Origin of the sequence: Streptomyces glaucus (assembly GCF_039533365.1) — a bacterium.
GTDB lineage: Bacteria > Actinomycetota > Actinomycetes > Streptomycetales > Streptomycetaceae > Streptomyces > Streptomyces glaucus.
Genome location: NZ_BAAATK010000008.1, coordinates 177,949 through 201,083, shown reverse-complemented (window position 1 = coordinate 201,083; position 23,135 = coordinate 177,949). Strand labels below are relative to the sequence as shown.

At 74.7% G+C, this 23,135-nt stretch carries 22 protein-coding genes; 12 read left to right on the top strand and 10 right to left on the bottom strand.

All coding sequences use genetic code 11. The features are described from left to right. Nucleotides 1-79 precede the first annotated feature (79 nt). Nucleotides 80-544, bottom strand: a complete 465-nt coding sequence (locus ABD363_RS09055; RefSeq protein ID WP_344601461.1) for a MarR family winged helix-turn-helix transcriptional regulator — start codon at nucleotides 542-544, stop codon at nucleotides 80-82. 154 nt (nucleotides 545-698) lie between these two features. On the opposite strand from ABD363_RS09055, the gene ABD363_RS09050 reads away from it, so the two are divergent. Both ABD363_RS09050 and mltG read left to right on the top strand, forming a co-directional pair. Beyond that, on the top strand, nucleotides 699-2,501 hold the full coding sequence (locus ABD363_RS09050) for an ABC transporter ATP-binding protein (RefSeq protein ID WP_344601460.1): 1,803 nt from the start codon (nucleotides 699-701) through the stop codon (nucleotides 2,499-2,501). 43 nt (nucleotides 2,502-2,544) lie between these two features. After that, a complete protein-coding gene (gene mltG, locus ABD363_RS09045) occupies nucleotides 2,545-3,393 on the top strand; it encodes an endolytic transglycosylase MltG (protein WP_344601458.1) in 849 nt (282 codons plus the stop codon). A gap of 12 nt (nucleotides 3,394-3,405) precedes the next feature. Here mltG and ABD363_RS09040 read toward each other — a convergent pair whose 3' ends face one another. The 5 genes from ABD363_RS09040 to ABD363_RS32595 form a co-directional block, all read right to left on the bottom strand. Next, entirely contained in the window at nucleotides 3,406-4,473 is a 1,068-nt protein-coding gene (locus tag ABD363_RS09040) for an NAD(P)-binding domain-containing protein (RefSeq protein ID WP_344601456.1), read from the bottom strand. Nucleotides 4,474-4,620: 147 nt separating this feature from the next. Beyond that, on the bottom strand, nucleotides 4,621-5,652 hold the full coding sequence (locus ABD363_RS09035) for an ABC transporter substrate-binding protein (protein WP_344601454.1): 1,032 nt from the start codon (nucleotides 5,650-5,652) through the stop codon (nucleotides 4,621-4,623). A 52-nt stretch (nucleotides 5,653-5,704) separates the two neighbouring features. Then, nucleotides 5,705-6,442, bottom strand: a complete 738-nt coding sequence (locus tag ABD363_RS09030; RefSeq protein WP_344601452.1) for an ABC transporter ATP-binding protein — start codon at nucleotides 6,440-6,442, stop codon at nucleotides 5,705-5,707. After that, nucleotides 6,415-7,323, bottom strand: coding sequence for an ABC transporter permease (locus ABD363_RS09025; protein ID WP_344601450.1), 909 nt, complete (start codon nucleotides 7,321-7,323; stop codon nucleotides 6,415-6,417). Before ABD363_RS09025 ends, ABD363_RS09030 begins: the two co-directional genes overlap by 28 nt. Nucleotides 7,324-7,454: 131 nt before the next feature. Next, nucleotides 7,455-7,538, bottom strand: a complete 84-nt coding sequence (locus ABD363_RS32595; RefSeq protein WP_356129427.1) for a putative leader peptide — start codon at nucleotides 7,536-7,538, stop codon at nucleotides 7,455-7,457. A 122-nt stretch (nucleotides 7,539-7,660) separates the two neighbouring features. On the opposite strand from ABD363_RS32595, the gene ABD363_RS09020 reads away from it, so the two are divergent. Continuing rightward, entirely contained in the window at nucleotides 7,661-8,083 is a 423-nt protein-coding gene (locus ABD363_RS09020; RefSeq protein ID WP_344601448.1) for a secondary thiamine-phosphate synthase enzyme YjbQ, read from the top strand. 53 nt (nucleotides 8,084-8,136) lie between these two features. Here ABD363_RS09020 and ABD363_RS09015 read toward each other — a convergent pair whose 3' ends face one another. Continuing rightward, entirely contained in the window at nucleotides 8,137-9,063 is a 927-nt protein-coding gene (locus tag ABD363_RS09015; protein ID WP_344601446.1) for a LysR family transcriptional regulator, read from the bottom strand. A 103-nt stretch (nucleotides 9,064-9,166) separates the two neighbouring features. Here ABD363_RS09015 and ABD363_RS09010 point away from each other — a divergent pair, with 103 nt between their 5' ends. Beyond that, a complete protein-coding gene (locus ABD363_RS09010; RefSeq protein WP_344601444.1) occupies nucleotides 9,167-10,111 on the top strand; it encodes a DMT family transporter in 945 nt (314 codons plus the stop codon). After that, a complete protein-coding gene (locus tag ABD363_RS09005; protein WP_344601442.1) occupies nucleotides 10,108-11,385 on the top strand; it encodes an MFS transporter in 1,278 nt (425 codons plus the stop codon). Before ABD363_RS09010 ends, ABD363_RS09005 begins: the two co-directional genes overlap by 4 nt. 222 nt (nucleotides 11,386-11,607) lie before the next feature. Here the strand turns inward: ABD363_RS09005 and ABD363_RS09000 are convergent, their stop codons facing one another. Further along, nucleotides 11,608-13,242, bottom strand: a complete 1,635-nt coding sequence (locus tag ABD363_RS09000) for a cellulase family glycosylhydrolase (RefSeq protein ID WP_344601440.1) — start codon at nucleotides 13,240-13,242, stop codon at nucleotides 11,608-11,610. A gap of 32 nt (nucleotides 13,243-13,274) precedes the next feature. After that, nucleotides 13,275-14,381, bottom strand: a complete 1,107-nt coding sequence (locus ABD363_RS08995) for a GDSL-type esterase/lipase family protein (RefSeq protein WP_344601438.1) — start codon at nucleotides 14,379-14,381, stop codon at nucleotides 13,275-13,277. A 437-nt stretch (nucleotides 14,382-14,818) separates the two neighbouring features. Here ABD363_RS08995 and ABD363_RS08990 point away from each other — a divergent pair, with 437 nt between their 5' ends. Further along, on the top strand, nucleotides 14,819-15,952 hold the full coding sequence (locus ABD363_RS08990; protein WP_344601436.1) for a methyltransferase: 1,134 nt from the start codon (nucleotides 14,819-14,821) through the stop codon (nucleotides 15,950-15,952). 24 nt (nucleotides 15,953-15,976) lie between these two features. Here ABD363_RS08990 and ABD363_RS08985 read toward each other — a convergent pair whose 3' ends face one another. After that, nucleotides 15,977-16,555 carry a TetR/AcrR family transcriptional regulator gene (locus ABD363_RS08985; RefSeq protein ID WP_344601434.1) on the bottom strand — a complete coding sequence of 193 codons (579 nt, stop codon included), beginning with the start codon at nucleotides 16,553-16,555 and terminating at the stop codon, nucleotides 15,977-15,979. Between the two features lie 495 nt (nucleotides 16,556-17,050). Between ABD363_RS08985 and ABD363_RS08980 the strand changes: the two genes are divergently transcribed. From ABD363_RS08980 to ABD363_RS08955, 6 genes are all read left to right on the top strand, one after another. Further along, nucleotides 17,051-17,617: a 2Fe-2S iron-sulfur cluster-binding protein gene (locus tag ABD363_RS08980; protein WP_344601432.1), complete on the top strand. Its 567-nt coding sequence runs from the start codon at nucleotides 17,051-17,053 to the stop codon at nucleotides 17,615-17,617. Next, a complete protein-coding gene (locus tag ABD363_RS08975) occupies nucleotides 17,614-18,606 on the top strand; it encodes an FAD binding domain-containing protein (RefSeq protein WP_344601431.1) in 993 nt (330 codons plus the stop codon). The genes ABD363_RS08980 and ABD363_RS08975 overlap by 4 nt, the downstream gene beginning before the upstream one ends. Next, complete coding sequence (locus tag ABD363_RS08970; protein ID WP_344601429.1) at nucleotides 18,603-20,732, top strand: xanthine dehydrogenase family protein molybdopterin-binding subunit; 2,130 nt, start codon at nucleotides 18,603-18,605, stop codon at nucleotides 20,730-20,732. The genes ABD363_RS08975 and ABD363_RS08970 overlap by 4 nt, the downstream gene beginning before the upstream one ends. Beyond that, the gene (locus tag ABD363_RS08965) at nucleotides 20,725-21,864 is read left to right on the top strand and encodes an XdhC family protein (RefSeq protein ID WP_344601427.1); all 1,140 of its coding nucleotides are present in this window, start codon (nucleotides 20,725-20,727) and stop codon (nucleotides 21,862-21,864) included. Before ABD363_RS08970 ends, ABD363_RS08965 begins: the two co-directional genes overlap by 8 nt. A gap of 317 nt (nucleotides 21,865-22,181) precedes the next feature. Beyond that, the gene (locus tag ABD363_RS08960; protein WP_344601425.1) at nucleotides 22,182-22,568 is read left to right on the top strand and encodes a DUF2267 domain-containing protein; all 387 of its coding nucleotides are present in this window, start codon (nucleotides 22,182-22,184) and stop codon (nucleotides 22,566-22,568) included. A 73-nt stretch (nucleotides 22,569-22,641) separates the two neighbouring features. Further along, nucleotides 22,642-23,133, top strand: coding sequence for a DUF1360 domain-containing protein (locus tag ABD363_RS08955; protein WP_344601423.1), 492 nt, complete (start codon nucleotides 22,642-22,644; stop codon nucleotides 23,131-23,133). The last annotated feature ends 2 nt before the right edge of the window (nucleotides 23,134-23,135 follow it).

Below are 23,135 nucleotides of genomic sequence, written 5' to 3'. Positions count from 1 at the left end.
CCCGGCGGGCGGGACGCGCGGCCACCGGCGCACCGCGTGGCCGCGGCTGGGGCGACGCCCGCACGGGCGGCCCGTCGCGTCAGGCGGGCGCGTCCCCGCAGCGCTCGGCCGCCGGTCCGTCGACCAGTGTGTCCAGCAGTCCTCCGAGCAGCGCGCGCTGTCCGTCCGTCAGCGGCGCCAGGATCTCCTCCGCGGCCGACCTGCGCGCGGCGTGCAGCTCCCGCAGGGTCGCGCGGCCGTCGTCCGTGAGCTCTATCCGGATCACGCGGCGGTTGGCCGGGTCCGGGACTCGGCGTACCTTTCCGGCCGTCTCCAGCGCGTCGACCAGCGTCGTCACGGCCCGCGGCACCACCTCCAGGCGTGCGGCCAGGTCCGCCATCCGGGGCGGCGAGCCGTAGTGCGCCAGGGTGCGCAGCAGCCGGGACTGGGCCGGGGTGACGCCGAGACCGCGCTGCTCCAGGTGCCGTTTCTGGATGCGGTGCACCCGGCGGGTGAGCCGCAGCAACTGCTCGGCGAGCAGGCCGTCGGAATCGGGGCTGGTCATGCGGGAACAATATCAGGACGACGTTCATTGTGAGTATAGGTAACAATGAGCTACGATCCGTCGGTCGGCGACGTGCCGCCGGCCGACGGCGCGACGCCGGTCGCCGACGTGTCCCTCCTCCGGCGCCCCCGCCGCCCGACCCCCGTAGGAGCCCATGCATCCCGACCGCGAACCCGTCTGGACCCCGCCCGCCGACCCGCCGGACCAGCCCCGGCAGATGCGCCGCATCCTGCGGCTCTTCCGCCCCTACCGCGGCCGGCTCGCGGTCGTCGGCCTGCTGGTCGGCGCCTCGTCACTGGTCACGGTCGCCTCGCCGTTCCTGCTGAAGGCGATCCTCGACGTCGCGATCCCCGAGGGCCGCACCGGCCTGCTCACGCTGCTCGCCCTCGGCATGATCCTCGGCGCCGTCCTCACCAGCGTCTTCGGCGTACTGCAGACCCTGATCTCCACGACGGTCGGCCAGCGCGTCATGCACGATCTGCGCACCGCCGTCTACGGCCGGCTGCAGCGCATGTCGCTCGCCTTTTTCACCCGCACCCGCACCGGCGAGGTCCAGTCCCGCATCGCCAACGACATCGGCGGCATGCAGGCCACCGTCACCTCCACCGCCACCTCCCTGGTCTCCAACGCGACCAGCGTGGTCGCCACGATCGCCGCGATGGTCGCCCTCGACTGGCGGCTGACCGTCGTCTCGCTGCTGCTGCTCCCCGTCTTCGTGTGGATCAGCCGCCGCGTCGGCGACGAGCGCCGGAAGATCACCACCCGGCGGCAGAAGCAGATGGCCGCGATGGCCGCCACGGTCACCGAGTCGCTCTCGGTCAGCGGCATCCTGCTCGGCCGCACCATGGGCCGCTCCGACTCGCTCACCCGGTCCTTCGCCGAGGAGTCCGAGCGCCTGGTCGACCTGGAGGTCCGGTCGAACATGGCGGGCCGCTGGCGGATGGCCGTCATCACGATCGTCATGGCCGCCATGCCCGCCGTCATCTACTGGACCGCCGGCCTGGCCCTGCACCTCGGCGGCCCGGAGGTCTCCATCGGCACCATCGTCGCCTTCGTCTCGCTGCAGCAGGGGCTGTTCCGCCCGGCCGTCAGCCTGCTCGGCACCGGCGTCCAGATCCAGGCCTCGCTCGCGCTCTTCCAGCGCATCTTCGAGTACCTGGACCTGCCCGTCGACATCACCGAGCGCGAACAGCCCGTCCGCCTGGACCGGATCAGGGGCGAGGTCCGCTTCGAGAACGTGGAGTTCCGCTACGACGACGACAGCGGCCCGGTCCTCGACGGCATCGACCTGACCGTCCCCGCGGGCGGCAGCCTCGCCGTCGTCGGCCCCACCGGCGCCGGCAAGTCCACGCTCGGCTACCTGGTGCCGCGGCTGTACGACGTGACGGGCGGCCGGGTCACCCTCGACGGGACCGACGTGCGCGACCTGGACTTCGACACCCTGGCCCGCGCGGTCGGCGTCGTCTCGCAGGAGACGTACCTCTTCCACGCCTCGGTCGCCGAGAACCTGCGCTTCGCCAAGCCGGACGCCACCGACGAGGAACTGGTCGCGGCGGCGCGGGCGGCCCAGATCCACGACCACATCGCGTCCCTGCCCGACGGCTACGACACGGTCGTCGGCGAGCGCGGCCACCGCTTCTCCGGTGGTGAGAAACAGCGCCTGGCCATCGCCCGCACCATCCTGCGCGACCCGCCCGTCCTCATCCTCGACGAGGCGACCAGCGCCCTGGACACCCGCACGGAGGCCGCCGTCCAGGAGGCCATCGACGCCCTGTCGGCCGACCGCACCACGCTCACCATCGCGCACCGCCTGTCCACCGTCCGCGGCGCCGACCAGATCGTGGTCCTCGACTCCGGGCGCGTGGTCGAACGCGGCACGCACGAGGAGCTGCTGGAACGGAACGGGCGCTATGCGGAACTGGTCCGCAGGGACGCCCGACTGGAGCCGACAAGATGAAGATATGCCGGGTTTGTCGCTGTTCGGGGGTTACCGTGCCCGCATGCAGACGAACACTCCGCCACGGAGCACGAGGAGCACGATCCGACTGACGCGCCGGGGCCGTGTCGTCCTGATCGCGACCGGAGCCGTCGTGGCCGGCACCGCCGTGGCGGTGCCGCTGCTGTCCCCGGCGGACGAGGGCGACAGCCGTCCCAGGACCCTGGCCGTCCCGGCGGGCTGGCGGGCGAGCCAGGTCTACGCGGCCGTCGACAAGGCGCTCGCCCTGCCCGCCGGCACCACCGGGAAATCCCTCGCGAAGGCCCGGCTGAAACTGCCGGACGAAGCCGGGGGCAACCCCGAGGGCTACCTCTTCCCGGCGACGTACCCGCTCGACGAGAAGACGACGCCGGAGCGGCTGCTGTCGGCCATGGCCGACACCGCCGACAAGAAGTTCAACGGCGCCCCGATCGCCGCCGGCGCGCAGCGCAACGCGATGAACGTCTACCAGGCGGTCATCATCGCGAGCATCGTGCAGGCCGAGGCCGCCACCGAGGCCGACATGGGCAAGGTGGCCCGGGTGATCTTCAACCGCCTGGAGCGGGGCATGCCGCTGCAGATGGACTCCACCGTCAATTACGCGCTGGGCCGCGCCCCCCGCGGGACGCCCCGGAGCGACACCCGCGTCGAGAGCCCGTACAACACCTACCAGCGCATGGGACTGCCGCCCACCCCCATCGCCAACCCCGGCGAGGAGGCGCTGCGCGCCGCGATCAACCCGACGCCGGGCGACTGGCTGTACTTCGTCACGGTCAGGCCGGGCGACACCCGCTTCACCGCCGACCACGCCGAGCACCGGCGCAACCTCGCCGAGTCCGGCCACGGCCGCCGGAGTTCGCCCGCCCCCCGCTGACCCGGCGGGACCTCACGCGGCGGCGGGCTCCCCGGCCAGCAGCCTCCTGATGTCCCGCACGGCCGCGCGGCCCGCCCGGTTGGCGCCGACGGTGCTGGCCGAGGGGCCGTATCCGACGAGGTGGATCCGCGGGTCGGCGGCCACGCGCGTCCCCTCCATGCGGATGCCGCCGCCCGGCTCGCGCAGCCCGAGCGGGGCCAGGTGGGCGAGGGCGGGCCGGAACCCGGTCGCCCACAGGACGACGTCGGCGGACACGTGCCCGCCGTCCTTCCACGCGACCCCGTCGGGGGTGATCCGGTCGAACATGGGCTGCCGGTCGAGCACTCCGTCCGCGATGCCCTGCCGGATCGCGTCGGTCAGCGGCAGTCCGGTCACCGACACCACACTCCTCGGCGGCAGCCCCCGCCGCACCCGCTCCGCCACGAGCGCGACCGCCGCCCGGCCCGCGTCCTCGTCGAAGGGCCCCTCGCGGAACACCGGCGGCCGCCTGGTCACCCAGGTGGTGGCGGCCGCGTACGGCGCGATCTCCAGCAGGTGCTGGGTGCCGGACGCGCCCCCGCCCACCACGACCACCCGCAGCCCGGCGAACTCCTCCGGCCCGGTGTACTGCGCGGTGTGCAGCTGCCGCCCGCGGAAGGTCTCCTGGCCCGGGTAGCGCGGCCGGAACGGCCGGTCCCAGGTGCCGGTCGCGTTGATCAGCGCCCGCGCCGCCCAGTCCCCGGCCGAGGTCTCCACGACCAGCCGCCCCCCGGCCCCCTCGCGCACGGCGCGCACGTCGACGGGGCGTCGTACCCGCAGGTCGAAGGTCTGCTCGTAGGCCGCGAAGTACTCGGCGACGACCTCGGAGGACGGGCGCGCGGGATCGGCGCCGGTCAGTTCCATGCCCGGCAGGGAGTGCATGCCGTGCACCTTGCCGTAGGTGAGCGACGGCCAGCGGAACTGCCAGGCGCCGCCCGGTCCGGGGGAGTGGTCCAGCACCACGAAGCCGCGCCCCGGCTCGAACCCGGAGCGCCGCAGGTGATAGGCGCCCGCCAGACCGGCCTGGCCGGCGCCTATGACGACGACCTCGGTGTTGTTCACATGTCCGCCAACCCCGCCGGGGCCGTGGATCTTCCCGCGAGGCCGGCGTCCGCCCGCGGCCGGCGGCGGAACACCGGCCCGGACGGGGCGTGCCCCGGGCGGTCCCGGACCGGCCGCCTCGGCCCCCGGCGGAGGCGCGCGGTCGTGTCAGGAGCCCTTCGAGGGGCGGGCCGGGGTGGTCGACGGCGGCAGGTCGCCGTTGAACCGGGTGTCGGTGAAGTCGCCGAAGTCGACCTTGCGCGGGATGAGCTTCAGCTCGGCGAACGTGTCCGCGATCTCCTGCTCGGAGGCGATGAGCGGCTCGTCGACCGCGACCGCGATCCGGGTGGCGTAGGTCCGCTGCACCGCGGCCAGCGCCACGTCCTCGGGCAGCCCGGTGTCCTTCGCCCAGACCTTCGCCCACTCCTCCTGGTGGCCGTACACCCACGCGTAGGCGCGCCGCAGCCGTTCCAGATAGTCCTCGACGGCGGCGGCCTTCTTCTCGTCCCGCAGCGCGCTCGGCGCCGCCACCTGGAAGGTGAGCCCGTTGGTCACCCCCTCGCCGGTGGTCAGGACCCGGCCCTGCCTCGCCTTCAGCACCTGCGAGGTGTACGGGTCCCACACCGCCCAGGCGTCGACCTTGCCGGAGGTGAACGCGGCGAGCGCGTCGGCGGGCTGGAGGTACTCGACCTCGACGTCGCCGAGGCTCAGCCCGGCCTTCTTCAGGGACGCCACCAGCTGGTAGTGCGCGGAGGAGCCCTGCGCCACGGCGACCGACCTGCCCTTCAGCTCCGCGGTCCTCCGCAGCGGCGAGCCGTTCGGCACGAGGATGGTGTCGCCCGCGGACGTGCCGTGCCACGCGGCCACCACCGAGATCCTCGAGCCGGCGCCGGCCGCGAAGACCGGCGGCGTGTTGCCCACGCCGCCGATGTCGACGGCCTTGGCGTTGACGGCCTCCAGCAGCGGCGGACCGGAGGTGAACGTGGACCACTCGATCCTGTAGTCGAGGTCCTTCAGCTCCCCGGCGGCCCGCAGGATGGCCTCCGAACCGCCCTTCTGGTCACCGACGGCGAGCGTGACGGAGCCCTGGCCGTCGGTCCCGTCGCCCGAGGAGGTGGTGGCGGCCGAGTTCCCGCCGCAGGCGGTGAGCAGGAGGGCGAGGGACAGGAGCAGGGCGGCGGGGACGGGGCGTCGTCGCATGGCGGATCCGTTCGGGTAGGGAGAACCAGGGGTCGGGCGGGGCGCGGGGAGTTCAGGCGGCTTCGGCGGCGGTCTCGACGCCGAGGCGTTCGAGGAGCCCGGCGCGCAGGCCGGCGAAGCGGGGGTCGGTGATGTCGCGGGGGCGGTCGAGGTCGATGCGCTGCTCGTGCGCGATGACCCCGCCGTCCATGACGAGGACGCGGTCGGCGAGCAGCACGGCCTCCTCCACGTCGTGGGTGACGAGGAGGACGGCGCATCCGCGGCGCTGCCACAGCTCGCCCACCAGTTGCTGGGCCTTGATCCGGGTGAGCGCGTCGAGCGCGCCGAACGGCTCGTCGAGCAGCAGCAGATCGGGCTCGCGCACCAGGGCGCGGGCCAGGGAGGCGCGCTGGGCCTCGCCGCCGGACAGCGTCTTGGGCCAGGCGTCCGAGCGGTGGGCGAGGCCCACCTCGGAGAGCGCCTGCTCGGCGACGGCCCGTCCGGGCCTGCCGGGCAGGCCCAGCAGGACGTTGCGCCACACCTTCTTCCACGGCATCAGCCGCGGCGCCTGGAAGGCGACGGCCCTGCGGCGGGGCACCAGGACGGTGCCCTCGATGTCGCGGTCGAGGCCGGCGAGGACGCGCAGCAGGGTGGACTTGCCGCAGCCGCTGCGGCCGAGCAGGGCCACGAACTCGCCCGCCCGGATGTCGAGTTCCAGCCGGTCGATGACGGCGCGGCCGTCGAAGGAGCGGGTGAGCCCCTCGACGTGCACCGCCTGCGGGATCACCGGCCGGTGAACGTCGGTCGCCATTGCAGCAGCAGCCTTTCGAGGGAGCGGACGACGAAGTCGGCCAGCAGGCCGAGGAAGGCGTAGACGATCAGGCAGACCACGATCACGTCGGTGCGCAGGAAGTCCCGTGCCTGCACCATGAGGAACCCGATGCCGGAGTCGGCGTTGACCTGCTCGGCGAAGACGAGCGCGAGCCAGGCGATGCCGAGCGAGTAGCGCAGCCCGGTCATCGCGCCGGGCAGCGCGCCCGGCAGGACGACGTGCCGCACGAGTCCCCACCGCGACAGCCCGAGGGACTCCCCGGCCTCGATCAGCTGGGCGTCCACGCCGCGGATCCCGGCGTAGACGTTGAGGTAGAGCGGGAAGGTCACGCCGAGCGTGATGATGGCGACCTTCGGGCCCTCCCCGATGCCGAACCAGATGATGAACAGCGGGATGAGACCCACGAACGGCACGGTCCGCAGCATCTGCAGCGGTGCGTCCACCAGGTCCTCACCGACTCTGAACAGGCCGGAGAGCAGGGCGAGTCCGGTGCCGACGACCAGGCCCAGCAGCAGCCCGGCCGCGACCCGCCGGAGCGAGGTGCCCATGGCGGACGGCAGGGACCCGTCGGTGATCAGATCCCCGGCGACCTGCGCGATCCGCCCCGGCGAGGCGAGCACGTCGGCGGTCAGCACACCGGTGCCGCTGAGGAGTTGCCACAGCGCCAGCAGCAGCACCGGGCCGGTGGTGCGGCGCAGCCAGCGGGGCACGCGGGTGCGGCGGGAGGAAGCGGGGTCGAGGGACTGGAGGCCGGGGGAGGAGCCGTCCTCGGGGACGGGGGGCGCCCCGGAGGCGCCGGATGCGTCCATGGGGGAGATGTCCGGCTCGGGGGAGCCGGGCGGGGCATGGCCGATGCTCATGAGTGCTCCACGAGGGGGTGGGCGGCACAGGGGGACCGCGCCTCGCCGCCGCGGCCGCGCACCGGCCGGAACCGGCCGGACGGGCGCGCGGGGCGGCGGTACGAAGGCGGGGAAGGAAGCGGGAGAAGGCGTCAGCGGCCGCGGCGACACGCGGCGGAGGCCACCCGCAGCAGGTCGATGTGACCGCGCGTGGTGAGCAGGGCTGAACGCGACATGCCGCCGAACGTAGCCAGCTGACAGGTGCACGGTCAACGGGTGTCTCGTGAAGTGGAACGCCGTGTCACGTCCCGGACGGCCCCTTCCGGCCGGAACCCGGCGCGTACGTCACCATGGGAGCATGTCAGACGCCTTCACCACGCGAGTCCTGGACATCACGACCGGTTCGACCGAGACCGTCTTCGACCTCACCCGCGACTGCGAGTCCTTCCTGCGGGAGGTGGCGGCCGGCCGCGACGGACTCCTCAACGTCTTCGTCCCGCACGCCACGGCGGGCATCGCGATCATCGAGACGGGCGCCGGCAGCGACGACGATCTCCTGGCCGCCCTGCACACCCTCCTGCCCGCCGACGACCGCTGGCAGCACCGCCACGGCAGCCCCGGCCACGGCCGCGACCACGTCCTGCCGGCCCTCGTCCCGCCGCACGCGACGCTCCCGGTGCTCGGCGGCCGGCTGGAACTCGGCACCTGGCAGTCGGTGTGCCTGGTGGACACGAACGTCTCGAACCACCACCGCCAGGTCCGGTTGTCGTTCCTCGGATAGGGCTCCGTCCGCCGCCACCGCGGGAGCGGCCCCCGGGCCGCGGCGGCGCGTGATCAGTGGTGGCGCTCCGCGCCCGGCGCCTCGGGCGGACCGGGAGCGGCGACGGCGCGCAGGGCGTCGAGCAGGCCGCGCAGGGCGGGCTGCGCCAGGGCGACCCGCCGTACCACGGCGGAGATCACCCTGAGCGGCGTGGGGTTGCGGACCTCGCGCACGACGACACCCGGATGGGTGTTCCGCAGTCCCAGCAGGGGCATCAGGCCGATGCCCAGACCGGCCGCCACGAAGCCCTGCGCGGTGGCGTAGTCCTCGCTCTGGAGGACGAATTCGGGGCTGAACCCCGCCGTGGCGCAGGCGTCGAGCACCGGGGCGAGACAGGGGCCGGGCGGCTCGCTGCCCACCCACCGCTCGCCGGAGAGCCGCGCGAGGTCGAGGACCGGCTCGGCGGCGAGCGGATGGGACGCGGGCAGCACGGCGGCGTAGGGGTCCTCCAGGAGGCGCACCAGGCGGACGGCGGGGTCGGCCGGGTCGCGGTCCTGGACGACCACGGCCAGGTCCGCCGAGCCGCGCACGACCGCCTCCACGGACTCCTCCCGGTCGGCCAGCCGGAGTTCGACCCGGACGTCGGGATGCGTGTCCCGGAGCCGGGCGAGCGCGGGGGCCATCAGCGGGGAGCCGACCGTGGCGAAATAGCGGACCGACAGCCGGCCGGTGCGCCCGTCCCGCAGGTCGGCCAGCGCGCTCTCGGCCCGGGCGACCGCCGCGCCGATCAGTTCGGCGTGCTCGGTGAGCAGCAGGCCCGCGGCCGTGGGCCGCACGCCCCGGCCGACCCGCTCCAGCAGTTTCGCCCCCGCTTCCCGCTCCAGGGCCGCCACCTGCTGGCTCACGGCCGACGGCGTGTACCCCAGGTGCGCCGCGGCGGCCGTCACCGTGCCGCTGGTGACCACGGCGCGGAGCACTTGCAGACGTCTCACATCAAGCATGCAGCAGAGCTTAACGATCTGTGCAAAATCTTTTGCTTGTCCTCAAGAGACGCCCGATGCACCGTCATAGGGCCGAGCAGGGAGTCGAGCAGGGGAGAAGCGTGTGAACGGCCGGGTGCGGAGTCTGCTGGGATGGGGACGGCTGGGGCTGCTGGCCCTGCTGTGGGGGTCGACCTTCCTGTGGATCGAGCTGGCTCTCACGGGCCTGTCCCCCCTCCAGGTGACCGTCGCGCGCTGCGCGCTGGGCGCGCTCGTCCTCACGGCCGCCTGCTACGGCACGGGGCGGCGCCTGCCCCGGGGCCGCGGGGTCTGGGGCCGTCTCGTCGTGGCCGCGTTCTTCTGCAACGCCCTGCCGTTCGCCCTCTTCGGCCTGGGCCAGCAGACCGTCGACTCGGGGCAGGCCGGTGTGCTGAACGCGACGACCCCGCTGTGGTCCCTCGCCCTCGGCCTCGTCACGGGCGCGGAGCGCCCGCTGCGTCCGGTCCGCCTGGCCGGGCTCCTGCTCGGCTTCGGCGGAACGGTGGTGATCTTCGCCCCGTGGCAGCGGTCGGGCTCCCTCGGCTGGGGCGCCCTCGCCGTCCTCGCCGCCGCGGCCAGCTACGCCGTCGCCTTCGGCTACATGAGCCGCACCCTCGTCGGCAAGGGGATCCCCACCCTCTCCCTCTCCGCCGCCCAGCTGATCTGCGCGACCGGACTCGCCGCCCTGGCCCTGCCGGCCGACGGCCTGCCACCGGTCCGGGCGGATCGCACCGCCCTGATCGCGGTCGTCGTCCTGGGCGTCCTGGCCACCGGCCTCACCTTCCACCTCACCTACCGGATCATCGCGGACGAGGGCGCCACCGACGCCGCCGCGGTCGGATACCTGCTGCCGGTGGTCTCCCTGGCGCTGGGCGCGGTCGTGCTCGGGGAGGACGTCGGCCTCCGGGTCGGCGCGGGGATGGCCGTCGTCCTGGCCGGTGTCGGCATGACGCGCCGCGGCGGCGGCCGGCCGCCGGGCCCTGCCGCCGGGGCCGCGGCCGGCTCCGCCACGGCTGTGGGGGCCCGGTGACGCGCCCCGACTCCCCGTGGCGGGAGCCCGACTTCCGCACGCTGTTCACCGCGTCCGCCCTCAGCCAGCTCGGCGCCAACGTCAATTACGTCGCCGTGCCCCTGGTCGCGGTGGCGGCGCTGGACGCCGGGCCCGGCCAGGTCGGAGCCCTGTCCACCCTGAGCACGGTGGCCTTCCTGCTCATCGGGCTGCCGGCCGGGGCCTGGGTGGACCGGCTCAGCCACCGGCGGGTACTGATCACGGCGGACCTGGTCAGGGCCCTGCTGTTCGCCTCCGTCCCGGTGGCCTGGTGGCTCGGCGTGCTCTCCCTGGGGCAGCTGTACGCCGTGGTGCTGGTCACCGGCTGCGCGACCGTGTTCTTCGACGTGGGAGCGCAGAGCGCGCTGCCCCGGATCGTCGACAGGAGCGGGCTGGTGCGGGCGAACGCGGACATCGGCACGCTCGTCGCGGCCGGGAACGTGGTGGGGCGCAGCGCCGGCGGCGCCCTCGTCGCGCTGCTCACCGCCCCGGGGGCCGTCCTCGTCGCCGCGGGCGCCCATCTGGCCTCCGGCCTGGGCCTGACCGCCGTCCGGCGCACCCGCCCGGCGGACGGACCGCCGTCCGGGCCGGCCGGCCGGTTGCGCACCCGGATCGCCGAGGGGGTGCGGCACGTGGCCGGCGACAAGGAGCTGCGGGCGCTCGCCCTGACCGCGGCGCTGGCCAATCTCGGCTCGTCCGTCGTCAACACGATGCTGCCGATCCGGTTCGTGCGCGGGCTCGGCCTCTCCACCACCGCGCTGGGGCTGTTCTGGGGCGCGGGCGGTGTCGGGCTGCTGATCGGCGCGCGGTGCGCGCGCTTCGTCGCCGCCCGGCTCGGACACGGCCGCACGCTGGGCGTCGCCGGGCTGTGCCTGGCGCCGTCCGGACTGCTCGTCCCGCTGGTCGACCGCGGTCCCTGGCTGTTCGTGGCCGGCGCGGGGTGGTGCCTGGCCATGTTCAAGGTGGGAATGGACAACGTGGTGGGTGTCAGCCTGCGTCAGCACATGACCCCCGACGCGCTGCTCGGCCGCATGAACGCCACGTTCCGGTTCCTGCTGACGGGCGCCCTGGCGGTCGGCGCCGCGGTGTCCGGCGCGCTCGGCGAGCTGATCGGTGTCCGGGCCACGCTGTGGGCGGGCGGTGCGATCATGGCGGTGGCCTTCCTGCCCGTCTTCCTCTCGCCGCTTCGCGCACGGCGCTCCCTGCCGGAAGCGCCGGCCCGGGGCGCCCGGGAGGAGGAGCGGAAGCCGCTCTGAAGCGATGACCGCCCCGTTCGCGCCGCGGCCGGGCGGCGCCGGGGACGGCACCGCCCGGGACGCCGGCCGGCTCCTCGCCGCCCGCGCCCCAGGGCGTCGGCGGCGCCGTCGCGTTTCCGCCTCGCTCGCCCCGGTCGCCGGCGTCCGGGGCCCGTCCCCGCGTCCGGGGACGCCTTCGGGCGGGACGGGCCCCGGCCCGGCGCGGGGCCGGGGCGCCGGGCGTCAGCTCACGGCGCAGGCGGCACCGTCGAGGGTGAACGCGGTGGGGCTGGGATTCGCGCTGCCCCGGGAAGCCGTGAAACCGAGGGTGACGGAACCCGCCGCGGGGACGGCCGCGGTGTGCGGGGCGGAGGTGACGGTGACCTCCGCGCCGTCCCGCGTCGCCGTACCGCCCCACAGGCTGGTGACGCGCTGGCTGTCGGGGAAGGTCCAGCGCAGGGTCCAGCCGTTGATCGCCGAGGTGCCGGTGTTGCGGAGGACGATCTCGCCCTGGAAGCCGCCGGGCCACTGGCCCGTCACCTTGTAGCCGACCGCGCAGGCGGCCTGGGAACCGCCGGAGGACGTGGTCACCGCCACCGTGCCGGACCGCTGCGAGCGGTTGCCGGCGGCGTCGCGGGCGTAGACGGCGAAGGTGTACGAGGTGGCCGGGGCGAGACCGGTGACGGTGGCGGAGGTGCCCGTCGTGCTGGTGACGACGGTCTCCTCCCCGCCGCTCACCCGGACCACGTCGTAGCCCGTGACGCCGGTCGCGTCGGTGGCGGCGGCCCAGCTCAGGGTGACGGACGAGGACGTCACCGCCGAGGCGGCCGGGGCGCCGGGGGCGGTCGGGGCGGTGGTGTCGCCGCCGCCGGAGGAGTAGACGGCGGCTTCCCTGGCCGTGGCGGCGATGCCGTTCGGGCCGTCGAAGATCCGCTGCCCCCACGAGGTGAGCCGGTCCGGGTCGAAGTTCGTGACCATGTCCAGGTACTCGACCCCGCCGCCGTTGCCGCTCCAGGACCAGCCGAGGTAGCCGAGGCCGAGCTGCTGCGTCACCGCGAGGATCGCGTCCTCGTCGGGGTTGCCGTCCGAGTGGTCGTGCCCGAACTCGCCCACCACGATGGGGAGTTCCGCGGCGACGAAGCGGTTCAGGTAGTCGCCGACCTCGGCGGCGGTGTCGAAGACGCCGTACATGTGGATGGAGAAGACGGTGTTGCGGTCCGGGTCGGCGGCGAACACCGAGGCGGCGTTGTCCCGCATGGTGAACGCCCAGTCCTGGCCCCAGTTGGGCGCGTCCACCATGATCGTGTGGTCGAACCCGGCGTCCCGCAGCTTCCGGATCGCCGCCTTGGTGTCGGCGGTCCAGGCCGTGTGGTTCGTGTTGCCGTACGGCTCGTTGCCGATGTTGACGATGACGTAGTCCTCCTGGCCCGCCAGGGCGCTGCGCACGCTGATCCAGTAGTCGGCGGCGCGGGACAGCGTGACGGCTCCGCTCTGCTCGCCGTAGCCCGTGGTGTCGTGCACCTCCAGGACGCAGATCAGCCGGTTCTGCTTGCACTGGGCGACGACGTCCGCCACGTCGGTGGTGTCGTTGCGGGTCCAGCGGTCGCCGCTGGAGAGGACCACGCGGACCGTGTTGGCGCCCTTGGCCTTGATGTGGGCGAGGGAGCTGATCCGGTCCGGATACCAGGTGTGCGCGTGGTTGACGCCGCGCATCACGAAGTCGTTCCCGGACGCCTCCAGCAGCCGGCCGTTCTCGACGCGGAAGCCGGTGGGCGCCGCGTGGGCCGGGGCGCCCAGGCCCGGCAGGGGCAGGAGCAGGCCCAGCAGGCCGGCCGTGACGGCGGCCAGGCGGAGGAGGGCGGCGGTGGGGGATCTCATGGCGGCTCCAGGGGGAAGAAGCGGATACGGTCTCAGGAAGCGGCGGCCCGCGCCGTGCAGCCGACGACCGCCGACGGGGTGCCGGCCGTGCCCGATGTGGTGGCGACGAATCCGAAGACGGCGCTCGCTCCCGGCGCGAGGGAGCCGTTCCACGGCGCGTTGACGACCGTGGCCGTCCCGTCGGCGGCCGTGCCGAGGCCGCCGTTCCAGACCTGCGTCACCCGTGCGCCGCCGGCCGGTACGACGGTGGCGGTCCAGCCGGAGACGGGTGCGGCGGACGCGTTGGTCACCGTCACCTCGCCCTGGTAGCCGCCCTGCCAGGTGGCGACGGCCCGGAACGTCGCGGAGCAGGCGGGTTCGCCGCCGCCCGGGTCACCGGGGTCGCCCGGCGACCCCGCGTCGAGCAGCGCGGCCAGGGCCGGGAACCAGCGGGCGGCGATCCTGTCGTCGCCGGAGGCGTCGGGGTGCACGCCGTCGTAGGTGTCGGCGGCCGTGCTGAAGCCCGTCCACTGGTCGACGATGGTCACCGGGGAGCGGCCGGTGCTCGTCGCCCGGGCCCAGCCGGGAATCCGCGCGTTGAGGTCGACCACGCGCTGGGCGCACGCCGCGCAGGTGGCGGGGTTCATGGGGATGAGCTGCGCGACGAGGACCTTCATGTCGGGGTTGGAGTCCCGCATCTGCTGCACCAGCCTGCTGTAGGCGGCGAGGATGCGGTCCGGGGCGACGTCGCTCCAGACGTCGTTCGTCCCGAAGTGCATGACAACGATGTCCGGCCGGGTCGCGGCCAGCCGTGCCGGAAGCAGGTTCCGGTCGGCCACGTGGGTCACCAGCTCGCCGCCGTGACCTTCGTGGTCGCCGTCGTACTCCTGGCCGCAGCCCTGGGGGCCGAGGGTGCCGACGAAGTCGACGTCCGTGTACCCGGCGTTCCGCAGCCGGTTCCACAGCACCGCTCGCCAGCAGCCCGGCGAGCCGGTGATCGAGTCGCCCAGCGGCATGACGCGCACCGCCTCCGCCGCCGTCCCCGTCGCCGGCGCGGCCGCGGCGTGCGGGGCGAGCGTCGTCCAGAGCGGCAGGAGGAGGGCGGCCAGCAGGCCGAGGACCGGGAGGGTCCGTGAACGTGTGGGGCGGGTGCTGCGCATGATGGTCCCTTCTCCGAACGAGATAGGGGAGCGCTCCCACAAGACATCAAGCCATCGTTGTCATTTACGCGTCAAGACTGCTGCGGCGGGCAGCGTGCCGGGACGGGGGAACGAGGGGCGGACGCGGCCGGCCCGCGCGGCCGCCGCCGGCGGACGGGGAGCCGCGGTGGGCGGGGAGCCCGGCTTCCCCGCACGTCCCACCGGGGGGTTTGCCCGAGCGGAGCGGACTGTGCAAGCCTCTTCCGTCATCTCTCCGAAAGGGCTGGTCATGACGCTCGGCATGGTTCTCGGCGATTCCTCCTCCCGCGCTTCGACGCGGGAGCGGCCGCCCCGTCTGCCCTGACACGCGCACCCGTGCCCGGCACGGGCCGTTCCTCCCGCTCCTCGTCGAAGCGCTCCTCGTGCCCCCCCGCACGTTCGATCACGAGGAGTACGTGGTGTCCACGATCCACTGGACCGAGGCGAACACCCCCCGTTCCGCCCGCTGGCATTCCGAGAACGCGACGCCCCCGCCCCGCCGGGTCGTCGGCGCGGACGACCGGACGAGAGCCGACGTCGCCCACCGCCTGGCCTGTGAAGGCACCGCCCTGCTGTGGCGGGGCGACTTCCACAACGCACGCCGGCTCCTGCAGGCGATGGGCCGCCGCATCGACCGGAAGCCTCCCCGGCGGGGCGACAGCCCGGCGGAGTCCTTCCACCTGTACCGCCGGGCCCGCGGCCACCGTGCCCGCGTGCTGGGCAGGCTCCTCGTCCTGCTGGACGAGAACCACCGCCTGGACCTGCGCAGAGCCCCCGACGTGCGCCAGGCGTGCACCGAGGCGTACGGTCCGCCGTCCGAGCCGAGGGCGGTCTCGCTCACGGAGCTGCTGGGCGTGATCGGAGCGCACCAATGGCGCACGAAGGGCGTGGAGGTGCCGGCCCTCGACGCCCGTGTCCACCCGCACTACGGCGTGTTCTCCCCGGTCAGGGGCGAATACGTCGACCTCGTCGCACAGGCGCCGCTTCCCGCGCCGGCGGACCGCCGCACGGGGCGCCGCACCGCGTTCGACCTCGGGACGGGCACGGGGGTGCTCGCCGCCGTCCTGGCCCGCCGGGGGATCGACCACGTCGTGGCCACCGACATCAGCCCGCGTGCCCTGGCCTGCGCGCGCGACAACGTCCGCCGGCTGCGCCTCGCCGGGCGCGTCGACGTCGTGGGCCCCGGCCTGTTTCCCGACGGGCGCGCGGACCTCGTCGTCTGCAACCCGCCCTGGATCCCGGCCCGGCCCACCTCCGCCCTGGAGCAGGGCGTCTACGACCCGGACGGCAGCATGCTCCGCGACTTCCTGGACGGACTCACCGCCCACCTCGCACCGGGAGGCGAGGGATGGCTGATCCTGTCGGACCTGGCCGAGCGCCTCGGCCTCAGGACGCGTGGCGAGCTGACGGCCGGCATCGAGGCGGCGGGCCTGCGCGTGGTGGACAGGATCGACACCGGGCCGCGGCATCCACGAGCGGGAGACGCCGCCGATCCCCTGCACGCCGCCCGCGCAGCGGAAGTCACGTCGCTCTGGCGTCTCGCCGGCGGATGACGTCCGGCGCCGCCCGGCCGCCGGTCAGCGGCCGGGCGCTCCCGCGCGCAGGCCGTCCATGACCAGGTCCAACAGCCGGGCGGCGCGCGGCTGCCAGTCGCCGCGGGGGTCGATCTGCCAGAGGCCGCCGATGGCGAGCAGGAAGTCGTCCCCGCTCACGCCCGGGCGGATGGTGCCGGCCTCCTCCGCGGCCCGGAGCAGGAGTTCGGCCGCGTCGAGCAGCGGGGTGTGCCCCGGCTTCGCCGGGCTGCCCGGTCCGCTGGTGGCCTGGCGGATCGCGTCCGCGAGACCGGCCTTGGTCATGGCGAACCGGGCCAGGTGGTCCATCCATGCGCGCAGGGCCTGGTCCGGTTCCCGCGTGCCGAGCAACTGGGTGGCACTTTCGGCCACTTGCTGCATCTCGTGACGGTAGATCTCCAGGACGAGCGCCTCGCGGTTGGGGAAATTGCGGTAGAACGTGCCCTGTCCGACGCCCGCCTTCCGGGCGATCGCGCTCAACGGCGCGTCGGCGCAACAGGTCAGTTCGGCCAGCGCCACTTCCAGGATGCGTTCGCGGTTGCGCTGTGCGTCCGAGCGCACGGGCGCGGCCTTCCTCTGCTGCACTCGTCCTCCTCGCGGGCTCTGGCCGAATCCCGTGCTTGATAACCGGACACCTGTCCGTTACGTTTCCGGTGAGCGGACAGCTGTCCGGTTGCGTCCACCATAGCGGTGGACGCAACCGGCGCCGGCCGCCGATGGCCCTCGTCACCGGCGTTCTCCCCGCATCTTTCTGCTTCCGGGCCGAGATCGCCACGCACCACAGCCCTCTTCGTCCACCGAGCCGTCCCGCCGAACGGTTCCCCGACCCGCCTGATGCGCCCGACTCGTCCGACCCGCACGGCACTTCCGACACCTGACGATTCCCCGACTCGTTCGACTCCTTACGAATCCCGTGACGCTTGAGACTTCTGCGACTTCTGCGACTTCTGCGACTTCTGCGACTCTTGCGACCCGTGCGACTTCTGCGGCTCCCCTGAGTCCCCCCTCCCGTCGCCCCGACTCGTCCGCCCGCCGGACCGTCCCTCCGGCGCCCTCCGGCCACGCGAAAGAAGGCTGACCATGGCCCCAGCCCCCACCTCGACGTCCAGCGCCGTCACCCTCCACGTCAACGGCGAGAAGTACCCGCTCTCCGTGGACCACCGCACCACCCTGCTCGACGCCCTGCGCGAGCGGCTCGACCTGACCGGCACCAAGAAGGGCTGCGACCAGGGGCAGTGCGGCGCCTGCACCGTCCTGATCGACGGCCGCCGGGCCGTGGCCTGCCTGCAGCTCGCGGTGGCCGCCGAGGGGCGGGAGATCACCACCGTCGAGGGCCTGGCCGAGGGCGAACGGCTGCACCCGGTGCAGCAGGCCTTCCTCGACCTCGACGGCTACCAGTGCGGCTACTGCACGCCCGGCCAGATCTGTTCGGCCGTCGCGGTGATCGAGGAACACGCGGCCGGCTGGCCGAGCGCCGTCACCGGCGACGTCCGGCCCGAGGCGGGAGTGCCGCCGCTGACCGCCGAGGAGATCCGGGAACGGATGAGCGGCAACCTGTGCCGCTGCGGCGCCTACGTGAACATCGTGGAGGCGGTCGCCCGCGCGGCCGGGGCGCGGGCGGCACGGACCGGGGGGAGCGCGGCATGAGGGAGTTCGCCTACCAGCGCGCCCACGACACCGCCGGCGCGGTCGCCCTGCTCGGCGCCGACCCGCAGGCCCGCTTCCTCGGCGGCGGCACCAACCTCGTCGACCTGATGAAGACGGGCGTGGAACGGCCCGCCCGGCTCGTCGACGTCCGCGCGCTGCCGCTGGACCGCATCGAGCCGACGCGGGACGGGGGCCTGCGCATCGGCGCCACCGTCACCAACGGCGACCTCGCGGCCCACCCCGAGGTCCGGCGCCGTTACCCGGCGCTGGCGCAGGCCGTCCTGGCCGGTGCCTCCGGGCAGCTGCGCAACATGGCCACCGTCGGCGGGAACCTGCTCCAGCGCACGCGCTGCGGCTACTTCACCGACGTGACCCAGCCCTGCAACAAGCGCGTCCCCGGCAGCGGCTGTCCCGCGATCGAGGGCGAGCACCACAACCACGCCATCCTCGGCGCCTCCGGCCACTGCGTGGCCGTCCACCCCTCGGACATGGGCGTCGCGCTGGCGGCCTTCGACGCCGTCGTGACGTACGAAACGGCCGACGGGCCGGGGGAACTGCCGCTCGCGGACCTCTACCTCCCCGTGGGCGACACCCCGCACTTGGAGACCGCCCTGCCCGCCGGGGCGCTGATCACCGGCGTCACCCTGCCGCCCGCCCCGGTCGCAGCCGTCTCGCGCTACCGCAAGGTGCGCGAGCGCGCCAGTTACGCGTTCGCGATCGGCTCGGTCGCCGCCGCGCTCGACGTGCGGGACGGCACCGTGCACGACGTACGCCTGGCCCTCGGGGCGGTCGCGTCCCGGCCGTGGCGGGCCCGCGCGGCCGAACGCGCGCTGAGGGGGGCGCCGGCCGACGCCGGAACCTTCGCCGCCGCCGCGGACGCCGAACTCGCGGCCGCCGAGCCGCTGCCGCACAACGGATACAAGGTGACCCTCATGCGCAACCTGGTGGTGGCCGTGCTGACCGAACTCGCCGAGGAGGCCGCCCGATGACCACGCTCGCCACACCGGCGGTGAAGGGCTCCGTCGGCACCGCGCACACCCGCGTGGAGGGCCGGGACAAGGTCACCGGAGCGGCCCGCTACGCCGGCGAGATCCCCTTCGCCGACCTCGCCCACGGCTGGCTGGTGCTGTCCACCGTCGCCCGCGGCCGGATCCGCTCGGTGGCGGACGCCGACGTGCTCGCCATGCCGGGCGTGCTCGCCGTCCTGCACCACGGGTACGCCCCGCGCGTCAGCACCGACTACACCGGCATCCTGGGCGGGCCGCCGGACCCGACCGCGGCGGTCTTCCAGGACGACCGGGTGCCGCACCACGGCTGGCCGGTGGCGCTCGTCGTCGCCGAGACGCCCGAACAGGCCAGGGAAGCCGCCGAGGCGCTCGTGGTGACCTACGCGCGCGAACCGCACGACACCGAGCTCTCCGGCGACCGCCCGGACGCCTACGCGGTGGAGTCCGGGCCCGGGCCGGCGGTGGCGGAGAAGGGCGACCTGGAGGCCGAACTCGCCGCCTCCGCCATCGTCGTGGACGCCGAGTACACCACCCCCGAGGAGCACCACAACCCGATGGAGCCGCACGCGGCGACCGCCCGGTGGGACGGCGGCCGGCTGGAGGTCGTCGACTCCAACCAGGGCACCGGCTGGGTCGCGGCCGAGCTGGCGCAGATGTTCTCCCTGGACCCGTCGGCGGTGCGGGTGCGCTCCGAGCACGTCGGCGGCGGCTTCGGCAGCAAGGGCCTGCGCGCGCACCAGGTGGCCGCCGTGATGGCCGCGACCGTGCTCCAGCGGCCGGTCCGCGTGGTCCTGACCCGCCGTCAGATGTTCTCGCTGGCCGGACACCGCAGCCCGACCGTGCAGCGGGTCAGGCTCGGCGCCGACCCCGACGGGCGGCTGCGCGCCCTGGAGCACCGCTCCGTGAACCGCACCTCGACCGTGTACGAGTTCGTCGAGTCGGCCGCCGGACCGGCCCGGGTGATGTACGACGCCGCCGCCCACCACACGGCCAACCGGGTCGTACGGCTCGACGCGCCGTCCCCGACCTGGATGCGGGCGCCCGGCGAGGCGCCGGGGTCGTTCGCGCTGGAGTCGGCGCTCGACGAGCTCGCCGAGAAGACCGGCGTGGACCCGATCGAGCTGCGCGTCCGCAACGAGCCCGAGCGCGGCCCGGTCTCCGGACTGCCCTTCGGCGGCCGCAACCTGATCGCCTGCTTCCGGGAGGGCGCGCGCCGGTTCGGCTGGGCGGAGCGGGACCCGCGCCCCGGCGTGCGCCGGGACGGGCGCTGGCTGCTCGGCACCGGCACGGCGGCGGCCTCCTTCCCGGCGCTGGCCCTGCCGTCCACCGCGGCCGTGACGGCGGAGGCGGACGGCACCTTCACCGTGCGGATCAACGCGGCGGACATCGGCACCGGCGCCCGGACCGCGCTCACCCTGATCGCCGCCGACGCGCTGCACACGGCACCGGACCGCGTCCGGGTCCGGATCGGGGACAGCGACTTCGGCCAGGCGTGGATCGCCGGCGGCTCGGGCGGCACCCGCTCCTGGGGGTGGGCGGTGACGGCCGCGGCCGAGGAACTGCGGCAGCGGCTCGCGCCCGGCGCCGGCATCCCCCCGGAGGGCATCACCGTGCGGTCCGACACCACCGAGGCCGTCGGCGCCCTCGCGCAGAAGGAACGTCACTCCTTCGGCGCGCAGTTCGCCGAGGTCGCCGTGGACACCGCCACCGGCGAGGTGCGGGTGCGGCGCATGCTGGGCATCTTCGCCGCGGGCCGGATCGTCAACCCGCTCACCGCCCGCAACCAGTTCGTCGGCGGGATGGTGTGGGGCATCTCCATGGCCCTGCACGAGGAGGCGGTCCGGGACCGCGCCTCGGGCGGCCACTACGGCGCCGACCTCGCGGGCTACCACGTCGCCACGCACGCCGACGTGCCGCGCGTCGAGGCCGACTGGATCGACGACACCGACCCGGACGACCCGGTCGGCATCAAGGGCATCGGCGAGATCGGCGTCGTGGGCGCCGCGGCGGCCGTCGCCAACGCCGTGTGGCACGCCACCGGGGTCCGCCACCGCAGCCTGCCGATCCGTCCCGACCGCGTCCTGCAGGCGGGGGCCCCGCGTGCTTGACATCGCCCGGGACCTGAGCCGCTGGATCGAGGAGGGCCGGGAGTTCGCCGTCGCCACCGTCGTGGCGGTCGGCGGCAGCGCGCCGCGCGGCCCGGGCGCCGCCCTCGCCGTGGACGGCGCGGGCACGGCCGTCGGCTCGGTCTCCGGCGGCTGCGTGGAAGGCGCGGTGTACGACCTGTGCGTCCAGGCGCTGCGGGACGGCGAGACGGTCGTCGAGCGGTTCGGCTACAGCGACGAGGACGCCTTCGCGGTCGGGCTGACCTGCGGCGGGGTCGTCGAGGTCATGGTCACGCCGGTCCGCGCGCACGCGCCGCTGCGGGCGGTGCTCGGCCCGGCGCTGTCGGCCGCCGCACGCGGCGGGCCGGCGGCCCTGGCCCGGGTCGTCCGCGGCCCGGCCGAACTCCTCGGCCGCGCGCTGCGGGTACACCCCGACGGCTCGTACGAGGGCGGCCTGGGCGGCCCGGCGGAGCTGGACCGGACGGCGGCGGCCGAGGCCCGGGCCCTGCTGGAGGCCGGCCGGACCGGCACCGTCGGCCTCTCGGAGGACGGATCGCGCTGCCCCGGCGGCGTCACCCTGCTCGTCGAGTGCAGCGTGCCGCCGCCCCGCATGATCGTCTTCGGTGCGATCGACTTCGCGGCGGCGCTGGTGCGCGCGGGCAAGTTCCTCGGCTACCACGTCACGGTGTGCGACGCCCGCCCCGTCTTCACCACGCGGGCCCGCTTCCCCGAGGCCGACGACGTCGTCGTGGACTGGCCGCACCGCTACCTGCGGCGGACGGCGACCGACGCGCGCACGGTGCTGTGCGTGCTGACCCACGACGCCAAGTTCGACGTCCCCCTGCTGACGGAGGCCCTCAGGATGCCGGTGGCGTACGTCGGAGCGATGGGCTCGCGCCGCACCCACGCCGACCGCGAGCGGCGGCTGCGGGAGGCCGGATCGACGGACCGGGAGCTGTCCCGGCTCAGGTCGCCGATCGGCCTCGACCTCGGGGCCCGTACGCCCGAGGAGACGGCCCTGTCCATCGCGGCGGAGATCGTCGCGGTCCGGCGGGGCGGGACGGGCGCTCCGCTGACCGGCTCGGGGACGCCGATCCACCGGCAGGGGCAGGAGCAGAGCACCACGGCGGCGTGACCCGGACGCGCGCCCCGCACGCCCGGCCGCCTGGGGCCCGGAGGCACCGGCTCCGGGGAAAGGCGCGCGACGGGGTACGCGCAGGGACGGCCGCCGTCATGGTCGGTGATGGCGGCGGCCACCCGCATCCGGCGGCACGACCGCCGCCCCGGACGGGCCGGGTCCGCCCCGCGGCCCGGGCACGAGCGGCCCGCTCCCACGCCCCCTTCTCCCTCCCCGCTCTCCCTCCCCGCCTTTTTCCGGCGGATTTCCCGGTGCGACCGTTTCCTCCGTCCGGAGGACGGGCACCCGGCAATCCCCCCTCGAAGGAGGATGCCGTGAGGATCGACGAGTTCCTGGCCCGGGTGCGCGACAACGGGGAGTACCGCAGCCAGGAGGAGGCCGAACAGGTCAGCACGGCGGTCCTGCGGGTGCTCGCCTCCCGGATCACTCCGGAGGAGGCCGCCGATCTGGCGGCTCAGCTGCCCGCCCCCCTGGACGACGCGCTGCGCCCGGAACGCGGGCACCCCGAGACCTTCGGCCGCGAGGAGTTCCTGCGGCGCGTGGCCGAACGGACCGGGGCCCGGCCGCGCACCGCCGAGTGGGACGCCTGCGCGGTGCTGGCCACCGTCGCGGAGGCGGTCTCCGCCGGGCAGGTCGACCATCTCCTGGAGCAGCTGCCCCCGGACTTCGCCGAACTGTTCGGCCGGCTGCAACCGAGCTGACCACCGCGTATGGCACCGGCCGATCAGGGCACTCGGCCCCCGACCAGGACAGACGGTCCCGAGGGAGGCTGCCATGACGGACGGCGACCAGAGCTACGACGAGGGAAGCGAGGAGCCTCGCGGCGGATACGCCACGCTCGCGACGACCTTCGCGGCGGGCGCAGTCCTGTTCGCCGCGGTGGCGCGGCACCGGGGGCTGCGGCTGCCCGACCGGGTGCCGCCGTGGGACGTCGCCCTGCTGGGGACGGCCACGTTCAAGGCGTCCCGGCTGCTGACCAAGGCCAAGGTCACCAGTTTCCTGCGGGCGCCCTTCACCCGCCGCGAGGGCTTCGGAGAGGGCGGCGAGGTGATGGACACCTCCCGGGGCAGCGGCCTGCGCCGCGCCGTCGGCGACCTGGTGTCCTGCCCCTTCTGCACCTCCGCCTGGGTGGCCGGCGCCCTGGTCGGCGGTTACGCGTCCGCACCGAGGGCCGCCCGGCTGGTCTGCGCGGGCCTGACCGCGGTCACCGTCGCGGACTGGCTGCAGTACGCGTGGAGCTGGACCGGGCAGAAGGCCGAGGGCTGAGC